15 protein-coding genes and 1 tRNA gene are annotated in these 15,869 nt (G+C 74.9%); 4 read left to right on the top strand and 12 right to left on the bottom strand.

Annotated elements, in window-relative coordinates:
* Nucleotides 1-44: 44 nt before the first annotated feature.
* Both IF06_RS0117360 and IF06_RS0117355 read right to left on the bottom strand, forming a co-directional pair.
* Complete coding sequence (locus IF06_RS0117360; protein WP_030272213.1) at nucleotides 45-1,232, bottom strand: PP2C family protein-serine/threonine phosphatase; 1,188 nt, start codon at nucleotides 1,230-1,232, stop codon at nucleotides 45-47.
* 98 nt (nucleotides 1,233-1,330) lie between these two features.
* Nucleotides 1,331-2,077: an SAM-dependent methyltransferase gene (locus tag IF06_RS0117355; RefSeq protein WP_013286379.1), complete on the bottom strand. Its 747-nt coding sequence runs from the start codon at nucleotides 2,075-2,077 to the stop codon at nucleotides 1,331-1,333.
* Between the two features lie 128 nt (nucleotides 2,078-2,205).
* Between IF06_RS0117355 and IF06_RS0117350 the strand changes: the two genes are divergently transcribed.
* The 3 genes from IF06_RS0117350 (at nucleotide 2,206) to IF06_RS0117340 (ending at nucleotide 3,879) form a co-directional block, all read left to right on the top strand.
* Nucleotides 2,206-3,051: a universal stress protein gene (locus IF06_RS0117350; RefSeq protein ID WP_030272211.1), complete on the top strand. Its 846-nt coding sequence runs from the start codon at nucleotides 2,206-2,208 to the stop codon at nucleotides 3,049-3,051.
* 148 nt (nucleotides 3,052-3,199) lie between these two features.
* A complete protein-coding gene (locus IF06_RS0117345) occupies nucleotides 3,200-3,409 on the top strand; it encodes a hypothetical protein (RefSeq protein WP_013286381.1) in 210 nt (69 codons plus the stop codon).
* Nucleotides 3,406-3,879, top strand: a complete 474-nt coding sequence (locus IF06_RS0117340) for a hypothetical protein (RefSeq protein ID WP_013286382.1) — start codon at nucleotides 3,406-3,408, stop codon at nucleotides 3,877-3,879. The genes IF06_RS0117345 and IF06_RS0117340 overlap by 4 nt, the downstream gene beginning before the upstream one ends.
* On the opposite strand, the gene IF06_RS0117335 is transcribed toward IF06_RS0117340, so the two are convergent.
* On the bottom strand, nucleotides 3,876-4,076 hold the full coding sequence (locus IF06_RS0117335; protein ID WP_013286383.1) for a hypothetical protein: 201 nt from the start codon (nucleotides 4,074-4,076) through the stop codon (nucleotides 3,876-3,878). The genes IF06_RS0117340 and IF06_RS0117335 overlap by 4 nt on opposite strands.
* Before the next feature lie 127 nt (nucleotides 4,077-4,203).
* Between IF06_RS0117335 and IF06_RS0117330 the strand changes: the two genes are divergently transcribed.
* Nucleotides 4,204-4,860, top strand: a complete 657-nt coding sequence (locus tag IF06_RS0117330; RefSeq protein ID WP_013286384.1) for a hypothetical protein — start codon at nucleotides 4,204-4,206, stop codon at nucleotides 4,858-4,860.
* A gap of 6 nt (nucleotides 4,861-4,866) precedes the next feature.
* Here IF06_RS0117330 and IF06_RS32185 read toward each other — a convergent pair whose 3' ends face one another.
* The 9 genes from IF06_RS32185 to fdh all read right to left on the bottom strand — a co-directional run bounded on the left by IF06_RS32185 (nucleotide 4,867) and on the right by fdh (nucleotide 15,397).
* Nucleotides 4,867-5,049 carry a hypothetical protein gene (locus IF06_RS32185; RefSeq protein ID WP_013286385.1) on the bottom strand — a complete coding sequence of 61 codons (183 nt, stop codon included), beginning with the start codon at nucleotides 5,047-5,049 and terminating at the stop codon, nucleotides 4,867-4,869.
* A 66-nt stretch (nucleotides 5,050-5,115) separates the two neighbouring features.
* Entirely contained in the window at nucleotides 5,116-6,393 is a 1,278-nt protein-coding gene (locus IF06_RS0117320) for a hemolysin family protein (protein ID WP_030272210.1), read from the bottom strand.
* Nucleotides 6,393-6,590 (bottom strand): hypothetical protein, encoded by a 198-nt coding sequence (locus IF06_RS0117315; RefSeq protein WP_013286387.1) that lies wholly within the window; start codon nucleotides 6,588-6,590, stop codon nucleotides 6,393-6,395. Before IF06_RS0117315 ends, IF06_RS0117320 begins: the two co-directional genes overlap by 1 nt.
* 45 nt (nucleotides 6,591-6,635) lie before the next feature.
* Entirely contained in the window at nucleotides 6,636-8,399 is a 1,764-nt protein-coding gene (selB, locus tag IF06_RS0117310) for a selenocysteine-specific translation elongation factor (RefSeq protein ID WP_030272209.1), read from the bottom strand.
* 5 nt (nucleotides 8,400-8,404) lie between these two features.
* The gene (gene selA / locus IF06_RS0117305; RefSeq protein ID WP_013286389.1) at nucleotides 8,405-9,697 is read right to left on the bottom strand and encodes an L-seryl-tRNA(Sec) selenium transferase; all 1,293 of its coding nucleotides are present in this window, start codon (nucleotides 9,695-9,697) and stop codon (nucleotides 8,405-8,407) included.
* A 22-nt stretch (nucleotides 9,698-9,719) separates the two neighbouring features.
* A tRNA-Sec gene (locus IF06_RS33635) sits at nucleotides 9,720-9,815 on the bottom strand.
* Nucleotides 9,816-9,859: 44 nt separating this feature from the next.
* On the bottom strand, nucleotides 9,860-11,041 hold the full coding sequence (nrfD, locus tag IF06_RS0117300; RefSeq protein ID WP_013286390.1) for an NrfD/PsrC family molybdoenzyme membrane anchor subunit: 1,182 nt from the start codon (nucleotides 11,039-11,041) through the stop codon (nucleotides 9,860-9,862).
* Entirely contained in the window at nucleotides 11,038-12,081 is a 1,044-nt protein-coding gene (locus tag IF06_RS0117295) for a 4Fe-4S dicluster domain-containing protein (protein WP_013286391.1), read from the bottom strand. The genes nrfD and IF06_RS0117295 overlap by 4 nt, the downstream gene beginning before the upstream one ends.
* Nucleotides 12,074-15,397, bottom strand: coding sequence for a formate dehydrogenase (gene fdh, locus IF06_RS0117290; protein WP_013286392.1), 3,324 nt, complete (start codon nucleotides 15,395-15,397; stop codon nucleotides 12,074-12,076). Before fdh ends, IF06_RS0117295 begins: the two co-directional genes overlap by 8 nt.
* Nucleotides 15,398-15,869 lie beyond the last annotated feature (472 nt).

The following is a 15,869-nucleotide window of genomic DNA, read 5'->3' as shown; positions in this document are numbered from 1 at the left end:
CGTCCCCTGCGATCGTCCCGCTCGTGTTCGCTCCGCAGCCCCGGTCACTGCCCCGTCACGTCGTCGGACCGGCTGGGGCCGCGCCAGTCCAGGCAGACGACGACCGCGTCGTCGCGGAGATCCGCGTCGGCATGGTACGCGTGCAGTTCGCGCATCACCGTACCAACTGCCTCGGTCGCCGGCTGCAGCCGAGTCGACCGCATCGCACGCGCCATCGCCCGGACGCCGTACGGCTCCTGCTCGTCGGGCTCCGCCGCGTACACCCCGTCGCTGACGACGAAGAGGCGATCGCCCGGCTCCAGAGTGAACTCCTGCACGTCGTAGCGCGTCTCGGCGAACATGCCCAGCGGCAGCTGCTGCTCCAGCGCGATCGGCGTGACGCGGCCCCCACGCAGCCGCAGCAGTTGCGGTGAGCCGGCGTCGACCACGCGCATCACGCCCCGGCGGCTGTCCAGCTCCAGCAGGAGCGTGGCCACGTGCCGGTCGCCCCGGTGCTGGTAGTAGATGGTGTCCGAGGCCAGCTCCGCCTGCTCCACCAGACTGCCGCCCGAACGCCTGGCGTTGCGCATGGCGTTCACCGTCATCGCCGTGAGCATCGACGCGGCCAGCCCGCTGCCGGTGCCGTTGAGCACGGTGAGGGTGAGCCGGTCGCCGTCCACCGACCAGTCGAAGTGGTCACCGCCCACGGTGTACGCCGGTTCGAGCTGCCCGGCGAGCAGCGCGTCACCGAGCCGTACGCTGCGCCCCGGCAGCAGGTCCCACTGCATCTCGGCAGCCATGCTCAGCCGCTCCCGCCGCCGGGCGCGCCGGTAGCGGTCGGTCTCCCGGTCGGCCGCCCGGATCGCCACTGCCAGTTCCCCGGCGGCGTCGCGCGCGGCCTCCACAGTGGCCGCGTCCGGGTCGCCGGGCAGCTCCACCATCAGCACGCCGAGCCGCTCCCCCCACACCGACAGCGGCAGGTAGGCGCGGCAGCGGCCGTCCTCGACGATGTCCAGCACCGGCTCCTGGCTGCTGAAGCAGCGCTGCGCGACGCTGTGGGCCAGCAGCGGGCCGCCGTCGGGCACGTCCGGGTCGAGCACCGGCCAGAGTCCGCTGGCGCGGTAGTCGGCGACGAACACCTCCGCCCGCGCGGCCCCGAGCGTCTGGCGCAGCACCGCGTCCGCGGTCTCCGCCAGTTGGTCGGGTGGCGCCGTGCGCAGGGCACGTGACACCGATCCGGACGCCTCCGGCATGCTCATCCTCCGATGACGACTATTGCTACAGGGCAAACATCATACGAAGGCCGCCAGACGGCGAACGCCCCGCCTCGGCCGGGCGTGACGGGACCGGCTCAGCCGGCCGTGCGGAACGCCAGCGCGCCGTGGAACGCATCCGGCACCGGCTCGGGCTCACCGGCCGGCCGCCACCGCGCCACCGGCACGATGCCGTCGCCGGTCGGCTGCCAGCGGCCCAGCAGCGGCGCGAACCGCTCGGGCGCCCGCATCCGGAACGCCGGGCCCATCATGGCCAGCGCCTCGGGGTGCCCGGCCAGCTCCTCGGTGTCGAAGTCGATCGCCAGCCGGCTGCCCGGCGCCACCGCCTGGTACAGCTCGTCGAGCGTACGGGCGAGCGTGTCGTCGTCCAGGAACGCCGCCAGCCCGAGGAAGACCACACCCACCGGCCGTCTCCCCCAGCCCGGCACGAACCGGTGCAGCTGCGCCCGGTCGACGGTCCCGATGTCGGTGGCGTCGCCGTAGCCGTACCCGGCCCGGTCGCTGCCGGCGAGCAGGCTCCGGCCCAGGCGGACCGTCTCCGGGTCCACGTCGGTGTAGAGCACTGTCGCCTCCGGTGCGACCTCGTGCACGTTGCCGCAGGTGGGCACACCCGCGCCGAAGACCAGGAAGCCGTCGATCCCGTCGGCGGCCATCGCCTGCACAGTGCGGCCGAGGAAACCACGCAGCGACCGGAAGATCGCCGCGCAGGGCCCGTACGCCGCCTCGAAAGCGGCGGCCGCGGCGACGTCCACCGGACGGTGGTGCCGGCCGCCGAGCCAGTAGTCGATCATGCGGGCGGTGCTCGGTCCGTCCGGCTGATCCATCGACGGGGCTCCCTCCCCTGGGTGCTGCACGCCAGCGTACCCACCGGGCGACCCCGGCGGTATCGCCCCGGGCCGCCCACCCGGGCCGCGATACTGGCCGCGGGGGCGCCGGCCACGAGGAGGTACGGGTGAACTCGGCGAACGGGGCCGCGGTGGTGGTCGGGGTGGACGGCTCCGAACCCGCGACACGGGCGGTGCGTCTGGCGGCCCGGGAGGCGCGGCGGCGCAACCGCCCGCTGCGGGTGGTGCACGGTTTCATCTGGCCGCTGCTGCGCGTGCCGGTCTCCGCGCCGGCCGGGTCACCACCCGGTGCCGGGTTGCGCAACCAGGCCGAGCAACTGGTCTCCGACGCGGTCGCGGCGGCCGAGGCGGAGTCGCCCGGCCTGCGCATCACCGGCGAGATCATCGACGGGGAGGCCGCCGCGGTGCTGCTCGGCGAGTCCCCCACCGCCGCCCTGATCGTCCTCGGCGACCGGGGACTGGGCGGATTCGCCGCGCTCGTGGTCGGGTCGGTCGCGGTGCAGGTCGCCTCGTACGCCGACTGCCCGGTGCTGATCGCGCGCGGCACCGCCCGCGCGGACGGCCCGGTCGTGGTCGGCGTGGACGGCTCCACGCCGTCGCGCGCCGCCGTCGAGTTCGCCGCCGAGACCGCGTCCGCGTGGGGCGCGCCGCTGCACGTGGTGCACGCCCGTCCCGCCCCGCCCGGGCGCAAGGGCGGGGCCGAGGAGGACGAGCGGGTGCTCACCGAGGCGGTCGCCGGGATCGGCGAACGGTGGCCGGACCTGCCGGTGCACGCCGAGACGGTACGCGCCAAACCGGTCGCGGCACTGACCACGGCGTCAGCCGGGGCTCAACTGGTCGTGGTGGGCCGGCAGGGCCGGGGCGAGCTGGGCGGGCTGCTGCTCGGCTCGGTCAGCCAGGGGATCCTGCACCGCGCCGCCTGCCCGGTCGCGGTGGTCCGCGCCTCCGACTGAACGGCGTCCGGCGCGCCCGGCTGAGCGGTGGTCCACACCCCCGCTTGAGCGGCGCCCCGGCCGGGCGGGGATGCGCCCGCAACGGTTGGTCCCGGCCCGGGCGGGTAGACGCCTACGGTCAGCCGACAGCGATCCGGAGGAGGCAGAGATGCCAGGACCACGGCCGGGCAGCAACGCGTACGACAAGCAGCGAGCACGCCTTCGCGACCTCGTCGAACAGTCCGGACGGGCGTCGGACAAGGAGGCGAACCAGGTCGCCAACCGGATCCTCCAGGACGACCGGGGGCAACGCGGTGTGGTCCGGGGCGAACGGACCTACGGCCCCAAGGGCAACCGGGAACCGGGTGACCCGAAGTGAGGACGGCAGCGGTTGTCGACGGCGCCATCGCGGGCGCCGTCGGCAGCGCCGTCCTCAACGCGGTCTCGTACCTCGACATGGCGTTGCGGGCCCGGCCGGCCAGCAGCACCCCGGAATCGGTCGCCGGACGGCTCGCCGACGTCACACACGTCGACCTGGGCCCCGGCGACGAGGCGGAGAACCGCCGCTCCGGTCTGGGGCCGTTGCTCGGGTACGCCACCGGCATCGCCGCGGGGGCCGCGTTCGGTCTGCTCGCCGCGCGCCGGCGAATCCCGTTGCCGCTGGCCACGGTGGTGCTCGGCGGCGGGGTGATGGCCACCTCCGATGGCTCGATGACGGTGCTCGGCGTGACCGACCCGCGTACCTGGCGGCGCAGCGACTGGGTCTCCGACCTGATCCCGCACCTCGCGTACGGGCTGTCGGCCGCAGCCACCTGGCGGCGGCTGCGGCCGACGTCGGCTCGCGGCTAGCTCTCGTCGTCGGCGACCGGCTCACCGGCCGGGCCGTACGGCGACACCTGTCCCTTGGGGACCGGGCGTCCCGCGTCGCCGTTCGACGTGCCCCGGCCTCGCGAACGGCTGCCCGCCTGGGTGGCCGTCTTACGGCTGTCCTGGCTGGTGGCGCCGAGGTCGTTCCGGCGCAGTTCCTCCTGCTGCGGCTTGACCACGGGTCTCTCCTTCCCGGTGGAGCACACGGCCGTCGACCGCGCACCCGACCCGCGTACCCGCCGCCGCCCGGCGCATTCCGGATCGGCCCGGGGGTCTGGCCGGGCCCGGGGCGGGTAAGCCGGACGGATGCCAGACGATCGCAACGTCGCGCGCGCCCTGCTGGAACGGCAGAACCGCACATACGCGGAGGAGGCCGGCATCGCCCTCGCGGACCGGCCCGGCCCGCTGTACCAGTTGCTGGTGCTCACCACGCTGCTGAGCACCCGGATCCGGGCCTCGGTGGCGGTGGCCGCCGCCCGGGAGCTGTTCGCCGCCGGCTACCGCACCCCGCAGGCGATGGAGGCGGCGAGCTGGCAGGACCGGGTCGACGCGCTGGGCCGGGGCCACTACCGGCGCTACGACGAGCGGACCGCCACCATGCTCGGCACCGGCGCCCGGCTCTGCCTGGACCGCTGGCACGGCGACCTGCGCCGGCTGCACAAGGAGGCCGGCGCCGACCGGGCCGTGCTGCGCCGGCTGCTCACCGAGTTCCCCGGCATCGGCCCCACCGGTGCGGACATCTTCCTGCGGGAGGCGCAGTCGGTGTGGCCGGACGTGCGCCCGTACGCCGACCGGCGCACGCTCGCCGGGGCGCGGCGGCTGGGCCTGCCGGCGAGCCCCGGTGACCTGGTCGGGCTGGTCGGCGAGGCCGACTTCGGCCGGCTGGCGTCGGCGCTGGTGCGGGTGGCCCTGGGCGAGGAGTCGGCGGGCGAGGTGAGTCGCAGCGCCGCCACGGCCCACTGAGGGTCGCTACTTGGCCGGGCCGGGCTTGGTCAGGTTCCAGGCCAGCAGCGAGGCGAGCAGCGCGAGCAGCACCACGCCACCGGAGACGCCACCCTCCTCGCCGCTGCCACGACTTCCGGAGAAGCCGAAGTAGATCACGGCCAGTCCGGCCAGCACGGTGACGAACGTACGCAGTCCTCGGTCCTTCACGCCCGGACCGTACGACCGGCGACGCGGCCCGGGACGGGTATCGGGCGGTTGTCCCCCGTCCGGGTGTCAGTCCGGCGTGCGGCCGACAGCGGGGCCGCGCAGCCGGACCCGGCGGATCGCCCGCCCCGCCACCTCGACCACCTCCACGGTGAGGCCGGGCAGCCGCACCCGCTCCCCCGGCCCCTCGGGGAGCCGGCCCAGGCCGGCCAGCACCAGCCCGGCCACCGTGGTGTACTCCCGGGACAACGGGAACGTCACGCGGACGCCCACGTCGGGCAGGTCGTGCAGCGGGAAGTCGCCCGGCAGCAGCAGCGCGCCGTCCGGCTCCCGCACGGCGCGGCGCACGTCCCGGTCGGTCTCGTCGTACAGCTCGCCGACCACCTCCTCGAGCAGGTCCTCCATGGTGACCAGGCCGTCCACGCCGCCGTACTCGTCGACCACCAGGGCGAGCTGCTCGTGCCGCTGGCGCAGTTGCCGCATCGCGTCGGCCACCGGCAGCGTGCCTGGTAGCAGCACCGGCGGGCGGGCCCGGTCGCCGACGAGCGCGCCGTCGGCGTCCACCAGGTCGCGGATGTGCACGGTGCCGCGTACGTCGTCGAGCCCGCCCGGTCCGATCACCGGCGCACGGGACCGGCCGCCGGCCGCCAGCCGGCGCATCGCCTCCGCCGCGGGCAGGTCGGCGGGCAGAGTGGTCACATCGCGGCGCGCGACGAGGATCTCCCGCAGCGTACGGCCGGCGATGTCGAACGCCCCGGCGAGGATCTCCCGCTGCTGGGCGGACAGGCCGCGCTGGCTGACCAGCATCTCCCGCAGTTCCTCCTCGGTCACCTCCTCCCGGCTGGCGCGCGGGTCGCCGCCGGCGAGCCGGACCAGCAGGTCGGTGGAGCGGCCGAGCAGCCACACCGCCGGCCGGGACAGCCGGGCGAGCAGGTCCAGCGGCGCGGCGCTGACCAGCGCCCACCGCTCCGCCATCTGCATGGCCAGCCGCTTGGGTGCCAGCTCCCCCACCACGAGCGTGAGGAACGTCAGCAGCAGTGTCACCAGGAACACCGCGACCGGGCGGGCGGCCGCGCCCAGGAAACCCAGCGGGCCGACCAGCGGCTCGGCCAGCGTCACCGCGGCGGCGGCCGAGGCGAGGAACCCGGCGAGCGTGATGCCGAGCTGGATGGTGGCCAGGTAGCGGTTCGGTTCGCGGGTGAGGCGGCTCAGCCGCGCCCCGGCCCGCCCGGACCGCGACAGCCGGCGCAACTGCCCCTCCCGCAGGCTCACCAGCGCCATCTCGCTGCCGGACAGGGCGGCGTTGATCAGGATCAGCACCAGCACCAGCGCGACCTGCACGCCCATCAGTCGGTCTCCAGGTCGTCCAGCGAGATCGCGTGGGTCATCAGCCAGCGGGCCAGCGCGGCCATCCCGAACAGCCACAGCGGCGCCGACTCGGTGGGGCCGTTCGTGGCGAAGATCGCGAAGCGCAGGTCCGGGGCCCGGTACGCCTCGATCCGCCACTTGTGGTTCTTGTCCCGCCAGACCGCGGAAGGGTCCATGGCGTCACGGTAGGTGACCGGCGTGGGCCGGTGGCACCGGTTGGCTCAGCCCGGCGGGCGGACCACCTCGCGGGCGTCGTCAGGGAGCCGCCGGGTGGCGCCGCGCCGGTCCAGCAGTTCCAGCAGCGGCACCGCCACCCGGCGGGTGGTGCCGAGCGCCTGCCGGGCGGCGCTGAGCGTGAACGGCTGCGGCAGCCCGGCGAGCACGCGTACCGCGTCGTCCGGGGCGCCCGGCAGCAGCACCACGTTCTCGGCCAGCTTCAGCAACGCGCCGGCGCGTACCGCGGCGCCGATCTCGCGGGGCCCGAGCCCGAGGTCGGCCAGGTGGTGCGCCTCGGGGGCCTGGAACGGCCGGTCGCCGTACTCGGCCCGGACCCGGTCCACCGCCCGGGCCACCGGGTCCGGCAGAGTCCCCTGCGGGGCGGCGGTGACCAGACCGTCGCGCAGTCGCAGCGGCGGGCGCAGCAGCGCCGTGACCAGAGCACGCTCGGGCAGGTCGAGCCGGTGCCGCAGCACGTCGACCGGTATGCCCGCGGCGAGCGGATGCTCGGCGGTGTACCGGGCCACCTCCTCGGTGAGGCGACGACCCAGGTCCCGCCAGTGCTCCGGGTCGGCCAGCCACTGCCCGGCCACCGGCGTCGCGGTCGGCGGCACGCCCATCCGGGTCAGGTCACCGGCACGGACCAGCCGTCGCCGGCGCAGTTCCCCGGCCAGGTCCGGCCGCCCGTCCAGGCCGGCCAGCACCGCCGTGCGGGCGGCCGCCGCGCCCCGGCGGCGCAACGGCGGCGGGTCCACGTCCAGCACCGTCACGCCGCCCGCGACGTGGTGCCGGCCGGGGTCGCGCAGCAGCGCCCGGTCCCCGATCAGCAGCGGCAGCGGGCGGGCCAGGCGCAGCCGTACCGTGTCCGGGCCCAGCGGCCGGACCCGGGCGGGCACCGCCGCCGAGCCCACGTGCAGCGTGAGCGTGGCCGGCAGGTCGGCGGCGGGGTCGCCGGACAGCCGCACGTCGAGCAGGTCGGTACGCCCGAACCGGCCGGGCGTGAGCAGCGCGTCGCCGCGCCCGACCCGGTCCCGGGGCAGGCCGCGCAGGTTCACCGCGGCCCGGGCCACCGCCTCGAGGTCGGTGCGCGCGACGCCGAGCGAGTGCAGTCCGCGTACGCGCACCGCCTCGCCGGTGGCGGCCAGCTCCAACTCGTCGCCGGCACGCAGTCGGCCACCGCCGAGCGTGCCGGTGACCACCGTGCCGCTGCCGCGTACGGTGAACGCGCGGTCCACCCAGAGCCGTACCGGGGCGTCCCGGGCCGGGTCGGGCAGCCGGGCGGTCAGGCGGTCCAGCGCGGCGCGCAGCTCGGGGAGACCGGCGCCGGTGACCGCGGAGACCGGCACCGCCTCCACAGCGCCCAGCGACGTGGCGGCGATCTCTGCGAGGGCCCGCGCCGCCGCCGGCCCGGGGTCGGCCAGGTCCGCGCGGGTGACCGCGAGCAGCCCGTACGACACACCCAGTGCGTGCAGCGCGGCCAGGTGCTCGGCGGACTGCGGCATCCAGCCCTCGTCGGCGGCCACGACGATCAGCGCGGCCGGGACCGGGCCGATGCCGGCGAGCATGTTCGGCACGAACCGCTCGTGCCCCGGTACGTCGACGAAGGCGAGGGTGCCGCCCGACGGCAGTGTGGTCCAGGCGAAGCCGAGGTCGATGGTCATGCCCCGGCGGCGTTCCTCCGCCCACCGGTCCGGTTCCATCCCGGTCAGCGCGCGCACCAGCGTGGACTTGCCGTGGTCGACGTGCCCGGCGGTCGCCACCACCCACATGCCGGTCAGTCCCCCACGCTCAGCACGGCCGCGCGGACCCGGTCGTCGGCGCTCTCCGGCACGGCGCGCAGGTCCAGCAGGAGCCGGCCGTGCAGCACCCGGCCGAGGATCGCCGGGTCGCCGGTGCGCAGCGGCTCGGCGTACCGCTCGGGCAGGCTCAGCGCCCACGAGTCCAGCTCCACGCCGGGCGCCCCGCCGCCGCCGACCACAGCGACGCCGGGCACCACCTCGGCCTTGCAGCCGTCCTCGCCGAGCCGGTCACGCAGCCGCTCCAGCCGCTGCCGCAGCCGAGCCGGGTCGGCGTGCAAGGCGTCCCGGGTGGGCGTGGACGGCGCGTACAGGGTGGCGGCGAGCGCGGCGAGGGTGAGCTTGTCCACTCGCAGCGCCCGCGCCAGCGGGTGGCGGCGCAGCCGGTGCACGAGGTCGGCGTCGCCGAGCAGCAGACCGGCCTGCGGGCCGCCGAGCAGCTTGTCGCCGCTGGCGGTGACCAGGTGCGCGCCCGCGCGCAGCGTGGTGGCCGCGTCCGGCTCGGCCGGCAGCAGCGGGTCCGGCGCGAGCAGCCCCGACCCGATGTCGGCCACCACGGGTACGCCCAGCGTGGCCAGCTCGGCCACCGGCACCGCCGAGGTGAACCCGGTGACCACGAAGTTCGACGGGTGCACCTTGAGCACGAACCCGGTGTGCTCGCCGATCGCGGCCTCGTAGTCGGCGCGCGTGGTGCGGTTCGTGGTGCCCACCTCGCGCAGCCGCGCGCCGGTGCTGGCCAGCAGGTCCGGCAGGCGGAACCCGTCGCCGATCTCGACCAGCTCGCCGCGGCTCACCACGATCTCCCGGCCGGCGGCCAGCGCGGTGGCGGCGAGCGCCAGGGCGGCGGCGCCGTTGTTCACCACGTGCACCGCCCCGGCGTCGGGCACCGCCGCGGCGAGCGCGTCGAGCGCCTCCCGGCCGCGCCGGGCCCGCCGCCCGGTCCGCAGGTCCAGTTCCACGTCGGTGTGCCCGGCGGCGGCGACCAGGGCGTCCACGGCGGACGGGGCGAGCGGCGCGCGGCCCAGGTTGGTGTGCAGCACGACGCCGGTGGCGTTGAGCACCGCGCGCGGCGTACGGCCGGGCAGGTCCGCCAGCGCCGCGTCGCGTACCCCCTCGGGGGTCAGCTCACCGCGGCGGGCGCGGTCCTGCGCGCGGACGATCGCGGCCTTGACCCGGTCGCGGCCGAGCGTGCCGGCGGCGGCGGCCAGCGCGGGATCGGCGAGCAGCGCGTCGGTGCGCGGCACCCGCCGTCGCGGGTCGACCTCACGCATCGGCGCACTCCCGGGAACGGTTTGGCGGAGACGGACGGGAATCGAACCCGCCTGGCCCGGATCCCGGACCACACCGGTTTTGAAGACCGGGAGGGGCACCAGCCGCCTGAACGCCTCCACGCAGAAGTCAACCACAGCGGACGGAGGGCCGCCCGGGGAGGTTCAGTCCTGCTCGGCGGCCCGCCGGTCGGCGCGTTCGCGCTGCGGCACCACCGTGTACCGCGGATCGCGCGCCGAGGCGACCCCGCCGTGGAAGATGCCGAACCGGGTGCACACCGAAGCGGCGATCAGCGCACCGCCGGACAGCGCGGACAGCACCCGGCTGCGGCGGCCGAGCAGCGCGCCCACGACACCGGCGGCGGTCAGCGCACGGCCCGCGCGCAGCAGCTTCCCGGGTGTGCCCTGCGTGTAGGGCTCGCTGAGCAGGCCGAGCCGGTTCTCCACCCGGTGCGAGCCCCACAGCTCCATCGCCGCGCCCGCGACCGCGAGGCGCCGCGCCGGACCGGCCTGCGCGCCGGGCGCGGCCACCAGCCCGACACCCGCGCCGCTGGCCAGCGCGCTGCCCGCGAAGATGGCCGGCAGTTCCGGGTACGCCTCGTGCCACGACGGCACCGCCGTGTCCGCCAGCAGCACCCCGGTGTACGTGGCCAGCGCCGGCGCGGTGACGGCGGCGACCAGGCCGGCGGCGTGCCCGGCCGGGGGCAGCAGCCGGCGGCCGAGCCCCAGCACGCCGCGCTCGGGCAGCAGCGGGGCCGCCTCGGCGATCGCCGCGACCCCAGCGGCCGGGCCGAACACGCTGAGGATCCACGTGCCCACCGACATCGGCGAGGTCACCTTCGCCACCCGCAGCATGTGGTGGAAGCGCGACGGCCGCCCCAGATCGTTCACCAGGAAGTACGTGCTGGCGCCGACCGCCGCGAGCGCGCTGACCCGGCCGGCGCGGCGCAGCGCCGGGCGGCCGGTGAGCTGCCCGCCCGCCGCGAGCAGCGACGAGCCGGCGGCGAGACCGCCGGTGAACAGGTACGCGGCGATGTCCCACCGCCACACCGGCGGCTTGAGGATGGGCCGGCCGTAGTAGGAGGTGAACTCGGCCGGCGGGACGTTGAGCTGCTCCCCACCGCCCTTGCCGCCCCTGCCCCGGCGTCGGCGCGGTGCCGCGTCGCGGGGCGGATGCGGCGCGAGGCCGGCGTCGCGGGAGCCCGCGTCGGTGCGGCCCACGCCGGGACCGGCCGCGGTGGCCCGGCTGCCGTTCTCCCGCTCGGCGGCGCCGCCGTCCTCCTGTTCGGCGGACAGGCGTTCGCGGAAGCGGCGGAACAGGTCACCGACCGGGCGGTCCGGGCTCACGACGATCCTCCGACGAACGCGGCGACGGTAGCCGCCGCCATGGCCAGGGCGGCGAACCCGGCCCGCTTCCACATCTTCGGCAGGTCCCGGGTGGTGACCACCGGGTCCGGCGGCAGCCCGTACACCTCCGGCTCGTCCAGCAGCAGGAAGAACGCGCCGTCGCCGCCGACACCGTCGGTCGGGTCGTGGCCGTACAGGCGCGCCTCCGGCACACCCCGCTCGTGCAACGCGGTGACCCGCTTGGCGGCCCGTTCCCGCAGCTCGTCGAGCGGCCCGTACTGGATCGACTCGGTCGGGCAGGCCTGCGCGCAGGCGGGCGTCATGCCCGCGCCGATCCGGTCGTAGCACAGCGTGCACTTCCACGCCCGGCCGTCGCCCTTGCGCTGGTCGATCACGCCGTACGGGCAGGCGGAGATGCAGTAGCCGCAGCCGTTGCAGATGTCCTCCTGCACCACCACCGTGCCGAACTCGGTGCGGAACAGCGAACCGGTCGGGCACACGTCCAGGCAGGCCGCGTGCGTGCAGTGCTTGCACACGTCGGACATCATCAGCCAGCGGAAGTCGGTGCGGCTCTCCGGGCCGGTGGCCCGCCCGGGCGGCTGGGCGCCGGGCATGCCGAGGAACTCCGGACCGGCGGCCATCCGCGCCGCCGCCTCCGGCTGCCCCGGCGGCAGGCCGGGATTCGTACCGGTGTCGGGAGCGGTGAGCGCGCCGGCCGCCGCTGACGCCGGGCTGGTCGCCGGGCCGGTCGGGTCACCGGCGAACGGCGGCGTGCGGTGCCCGGCCGGGCGGGGCTGCTCGATGAACGCGACGTGCCGCCACGAGTTCGCGGTCAGCGCGCCGGTGTTGTCGTACGACATGCCGAGCAGGTCGAAACCCGAGTCGGGGACGCCGTTCCACTCCTTGCAGGCCACCTCGCACGCCTTGCAGCCGATGCAGACGCTGGTGTCGGTGAAGAAGCCCATCCGCGGCGGCGCGTCGACCCAGCCCGCGTCCGGGGCCGGGTCGAGCGGGCCGTACAGGCTGTTGGCGTCAGGCATCCCGATCCCCGTCCTGGTGCGCGGCGGCCGACTGCTCGTCGGTGCTGCCGGCGGCGTCGTCCCCGCCGGCCGCGTCGGTGGTCACCACCGGCACCTTGCGGTCCGGTGTCATCCCGGCCCGCCGCTGGTAGTCGCCGACCAGGTCGAGCAGCGGCGGGCCGGTGGGCCGCCGCCCGGGCCGGACGTCGCAGGTGCCGACCTTGCTCTCCTGGATGAGGACGTTCGGGTCCAGCGTGATGCCGAACAGGTCGTTCGCCGAGTCGCCGGTGACGAGCCCTTCGGTGCCGAAGTGGTACGGCAGCCAGACCTGGTGGATGATCCGGCCGTCCACCCGCAGCGGGGTGAGCCGGTCGGTGACCAGCACCCGCGCCTCGATCACCGCGCGTCCGCTGATCAGGTGCGCCCAGCCCAGGTGGGCCAGCCCGATCTCGCCGGCCAGCTCCGGGGACACCTCGACGAACATCTCCGGCTGCAGCTCGGCCAGGCGCGGCACGGTACGGCTCATCCCACCGGCCGTGTGGTGCTCGGTGAGACGGCTGACCGTGAACACGTACGGGAAGACCTGGCTGTGCGGCTCCGGCGGACTCGGGTTCATCCGGTTGATCGGATGCTCGTAGATCTTGCGGGTCGGGTTGGCCTGCTGACCGTAGAGCGGGTTGCGCATCGGCGACTCGGCCGGCTCGTAGTGCGTCGGCAGCGGACCGTCGAGGACGCCGCTCGGCGCGTACAGCCACGCCTTGCCGTCGCCCTGCATGACGAACGCGTCGTCACCGGCGAGCGCCGCCGGGCCCGACGCGCCCTCCGGCGGCCGGTACGACGGCGGCTTCGTCTTCTCGAAGTCCGGCACGTCGTACCCGGTCCACTCGCCGGCGTCCGGATCCCACCAGACGTACTTCTTGCGCTCGCTCCACGGCCGGCCCTCGGGGTCGGCGGAGGCGCGGTTGTAGAGCGTGCGCCGGTTCGCCGGCCACGCCCAGCCCCACTCGGCCGCCACCCAGTCCTGCTCGTGGCGGGACCGGCGGCGGGCCGCCTGGTTGACGCCGTCGGCGTACACGCCGGAGTAGATCCAGCAGCCGATCGCGGTGGAGCCGTCGTCGCGGGCCTCGCCGAACGCGTTCAGCAGGCGGCCGGTCGCCACCTCGTACCCGTTGATCTCCTTGAGCACCGCCTCGGCGCTCGGCTCGGCGTGCGGACCGTGCGTCGGATAGTCCCAGGTCAGGTCCAGCAGCGCCCGGTCCCGGCGCTCGGTGGAGGCGGCCAGCTTCTCCCGCAGCACCCGGCCCAGGTGGTAGAAGAACCACAGCTCGGAGCGGGCGTCGCCCGGCGGGTCGACGGCCTTCTCCCGCCACTGCAGCAGCCGCTGCGTCTGGGTGAAGGTGCCCTCCTTCTCCACGTGCGAGGCCGCCGGCAGGAAGAACACCTCGGTGCGGCACTCCTCCGGCACGATCTCGCCGGTGGCGACCTCCGGGCTGTTCTTCCAGAACGTGGCGCTCTCGATCATGAACAGGTCGCGGACGACGAGCCAGTCCAGGTTGGCCATGCCGAGACGCTGAGCGCGGCCGTGCGCCGAGCCGACCGCCGGGTTCTGGCCGAGCAGGAAGTAGCCCTTCACCTTCCCGTCGATCATGTTCAGGACCTGCTGGTACGTGCCGTGGTCGCCGGTCATCCGGGGCATGTAGCCGTAGCAGAAGTCGTTCTCCGGCGTCGCCGCGTCACCCCAGTACGCCTTGAGCAGGCTCGCCGCGAAGGCCCGCGAGTCGCCCCAGAAGCCCTTCTGGCCCGGGTGCCGGATGCTGTCCACCCACTCGTCGAACGTCGGGTGGTCGGCGTGGTGCGGCATCGGCAGGTAGCCGGGCAGCAGGTTGAACAGCGTCGGGATGTCGGTCGAGCCCTGGATGCTGGCGTGCCCGCGCAGCGCCAGGATGCCGCCACCCGGGCGGCCCATGTTGCCCAGCAGCGTCTGGATGATCGAGCCGGTGCGGATGTACTGCACGCCGACGCTGTGCTGCGTCCAGCCGACCGAGTAGACGAGCGCGCCGGTGCGCTCCCGGCCCGAGTTCTCCGTCCAGGCGCGCGCCAGTTCGAGGAACTTCTCCTCCGGGATGCCGCACACGCGGGCCACCATCTCCGGGGTGTAGCGGGAGAAGTGCCGCTTCAGGATCTGGTAGACGCAGCGCGGGTGCTGCAACGTCTCGTCCCGCGGGGCCTGCGCCGGCACCGGCTCGCCGTGCGACTCGTGCTCCAGCCCGGAGGCCGAGTCGCGTTCCTTGCCGGTGCCCCGGACCTTGGCGTTGTCCTCCTGCCCCTCGTACTGCCAGCTCGCGTGGTCGTACGAGCCGGTGTCCGGGTTGTAGCCGGAGAACAGGCCGTCCAGGTCCTCGGTGTCGACGAACTGCTCGCTGACGATGTTGGCCGCGTTCGTGTACGCCAGCACGTACTCCCGGAAGTCCAGCTCGTTCTCCAGGATGTAGCGCACCACGCCGCCGAGCAGTGCGATGTCGGTGCCCGCCCGGATCGGCAGGTACGTGTCGGCGAGCGCGCTGGTACGCGTGAACCGCGGGTCGACGTGGAAGACCTTCGCGCCGCGCTTCTTCGCCTCCATCACCCACTGGAAGCCCACCGGGTGGGCCTCGGCCATGTTCGAGCCCTGGATGACGATGACGTCAGCGTTGGCGAGGTCCTGCTGGAAGTCCGTGGCGCCGCCGCGACCGAAGCTGGTCCCCAGACCGGGGACGGTGGCGGAGTGTCAAATACGGGCCTGGTTCTCGATCTGGAGTGCCCCCATCGCCGTGAACAGCTTCTTGATGAGGTAGTTCTCCTCGTTGTCGAGCGTCGCGCCGCCGAGACTGGAGATGCCCAGCGTCCGGTTCAGCGGGCGGCCCTCGTCGTCGACGTCCTCCCAGGTCTCCGCGCGGGCGGCGAGGATCCGGTCGGCGATAATGTCGAGCGCGACGTCGAGGTCCAGGTCTTCCCACTCGGTCGCGTACGGCCGGCGGTAGCGCACAGTGGTCTGGCGCAGCGGGCTGGTCACCAGGCTCTTGCTGGCCGAGCCCTTTGGGCAGAGCCGGCCGCGCGAGATCGGGCTGTCCGGGTCGCCCTCGATCTGGGTGACCTGGCCGTCGGAGTGGAAGACGCGCTGCCCGCAGCCGACCGCGCAGTACGGGCAGACCGAGCGGGCCATGCCGTCGGCGGTCTCGGTGCGGGCGGTCAGGCCGGCGGAGCGCGCCGACTGGGCGGCGGCGCCGCGACCGAGCGGGTCGGTGCCGGTGAGTTGCCGGTAGACCGGCCACCCCTGGATGAACGTCTTGAAACCCATCCGGGCACCCCCCTCTCCGTCGAGAACGGCTCACCTCTGCCAGTAACCCTAGGCCAGCGGCCCGGGGCGTGCGACTCGAGCCCACAGACAGAGCCGCCCCGGCCGGATGGCCGGGGCGGCTCTGGGCGTCGGTGTGCATGTCGCCTCTCGGCGAGTGGCGCGACGCGGCTCCAGCCGAACGGTATTCCGCGAAGGCAATTTAGGTGAGGCCCGGGGACACTGAACACACCGACGCTCTGCACAACGGTACCGGGGTCACGGTTCTTCCGCTCGTTCGTCGTGACCCCGGTCACCGCCGGGTCAGCTGTTCCAGTGCTGGGCGACGAGGTCGGCGGCCTGCTGCTCCCACTGGGCGTAGTGGTCCGGGTACGCGGACACCTGGACGGTCTGGGCGGCCTTGGTCAGCGGCATGTCCTGCCAGCCGTCGACCTGCTTCAGACCCTTCAGGAACGCCGTCGTGGAGTACTCCGGG

It is taken from the genome of Micromonospora globosa, assembly GCF_000717585.1.
GTDB lineage: Bacteria > Actinomycetota > Actinomycetes > Mycobacteriales > Micromonosporaceae > Micromonospora > Micromonospora aurantiaca.
Note: the sequence above shows the minus strand (reverse complement) of the source record. Positions and strands in the feature narration are given on the sequence as shown.

Coding starts and splice junctions, on each gene's coding strand:
- IF06_RS0117360 (WP_030272213.1), bottom strand. CDS start 1,232: ATGCCGGAGGCGTCCGGATCGGTGTCACGTGCCCTGCGCACGGCGCCA.
- IF06_RS0117355 (WP_013286379.1), bottom strand. CDS start 2,077: ATGGATCAGCCGGACGGACCGAGCACCGCCCGCATGATCGACTACTGG.
- IF06_RS0117345 (WP_013286381.1), top strand. CDS start 3,200: ATGCCAGGACCACGGCCGGGCAGCAACGCGTACGACAAGCAGCGAGCA.
- IF06_RS0117330 (WP_013286384.1), top strand. CDS start 4,204: ATGCCAGACGATCGCAACGTCGCGCGCGCCCTGCTGGAACGGCAGAAC.
- IF06_RS0117320 (WP_030272210.1), bottom strand. CDS start 6,393: ATGGGCGTGCAGGTCGCGCTGGTGCTGGTGCTGATCCTGATCAACGCC.
- IF06_RS0117315 (WP_013286387.1), bottom strand. CDS start 6,590: ATGGACCCTTCCGCGGTCTGGCGGGACAAGAACCACAAGTGGCGGATC.
- selB (WP_030272209.1), bottom strand. CDS start 8,399: ATGTGGGTGGTGGCGACCGCCGGGCACGTCGACCACGGCAAGTCCACG.
- selA (WP_013286389.1), bottom strand. CDS start 9,697: ATGCGTGAGGTCGACCCGCGACGGCGGGTGCCGCGCACCGACGCGCTG.
- IF06_RS0117295 (WP_013286391.1), bottom strand. CDS start 12,081: ATGCCTGACGCCAACAGCCTGTACGGCCCGCTCGACCCGGCCCCGGAC.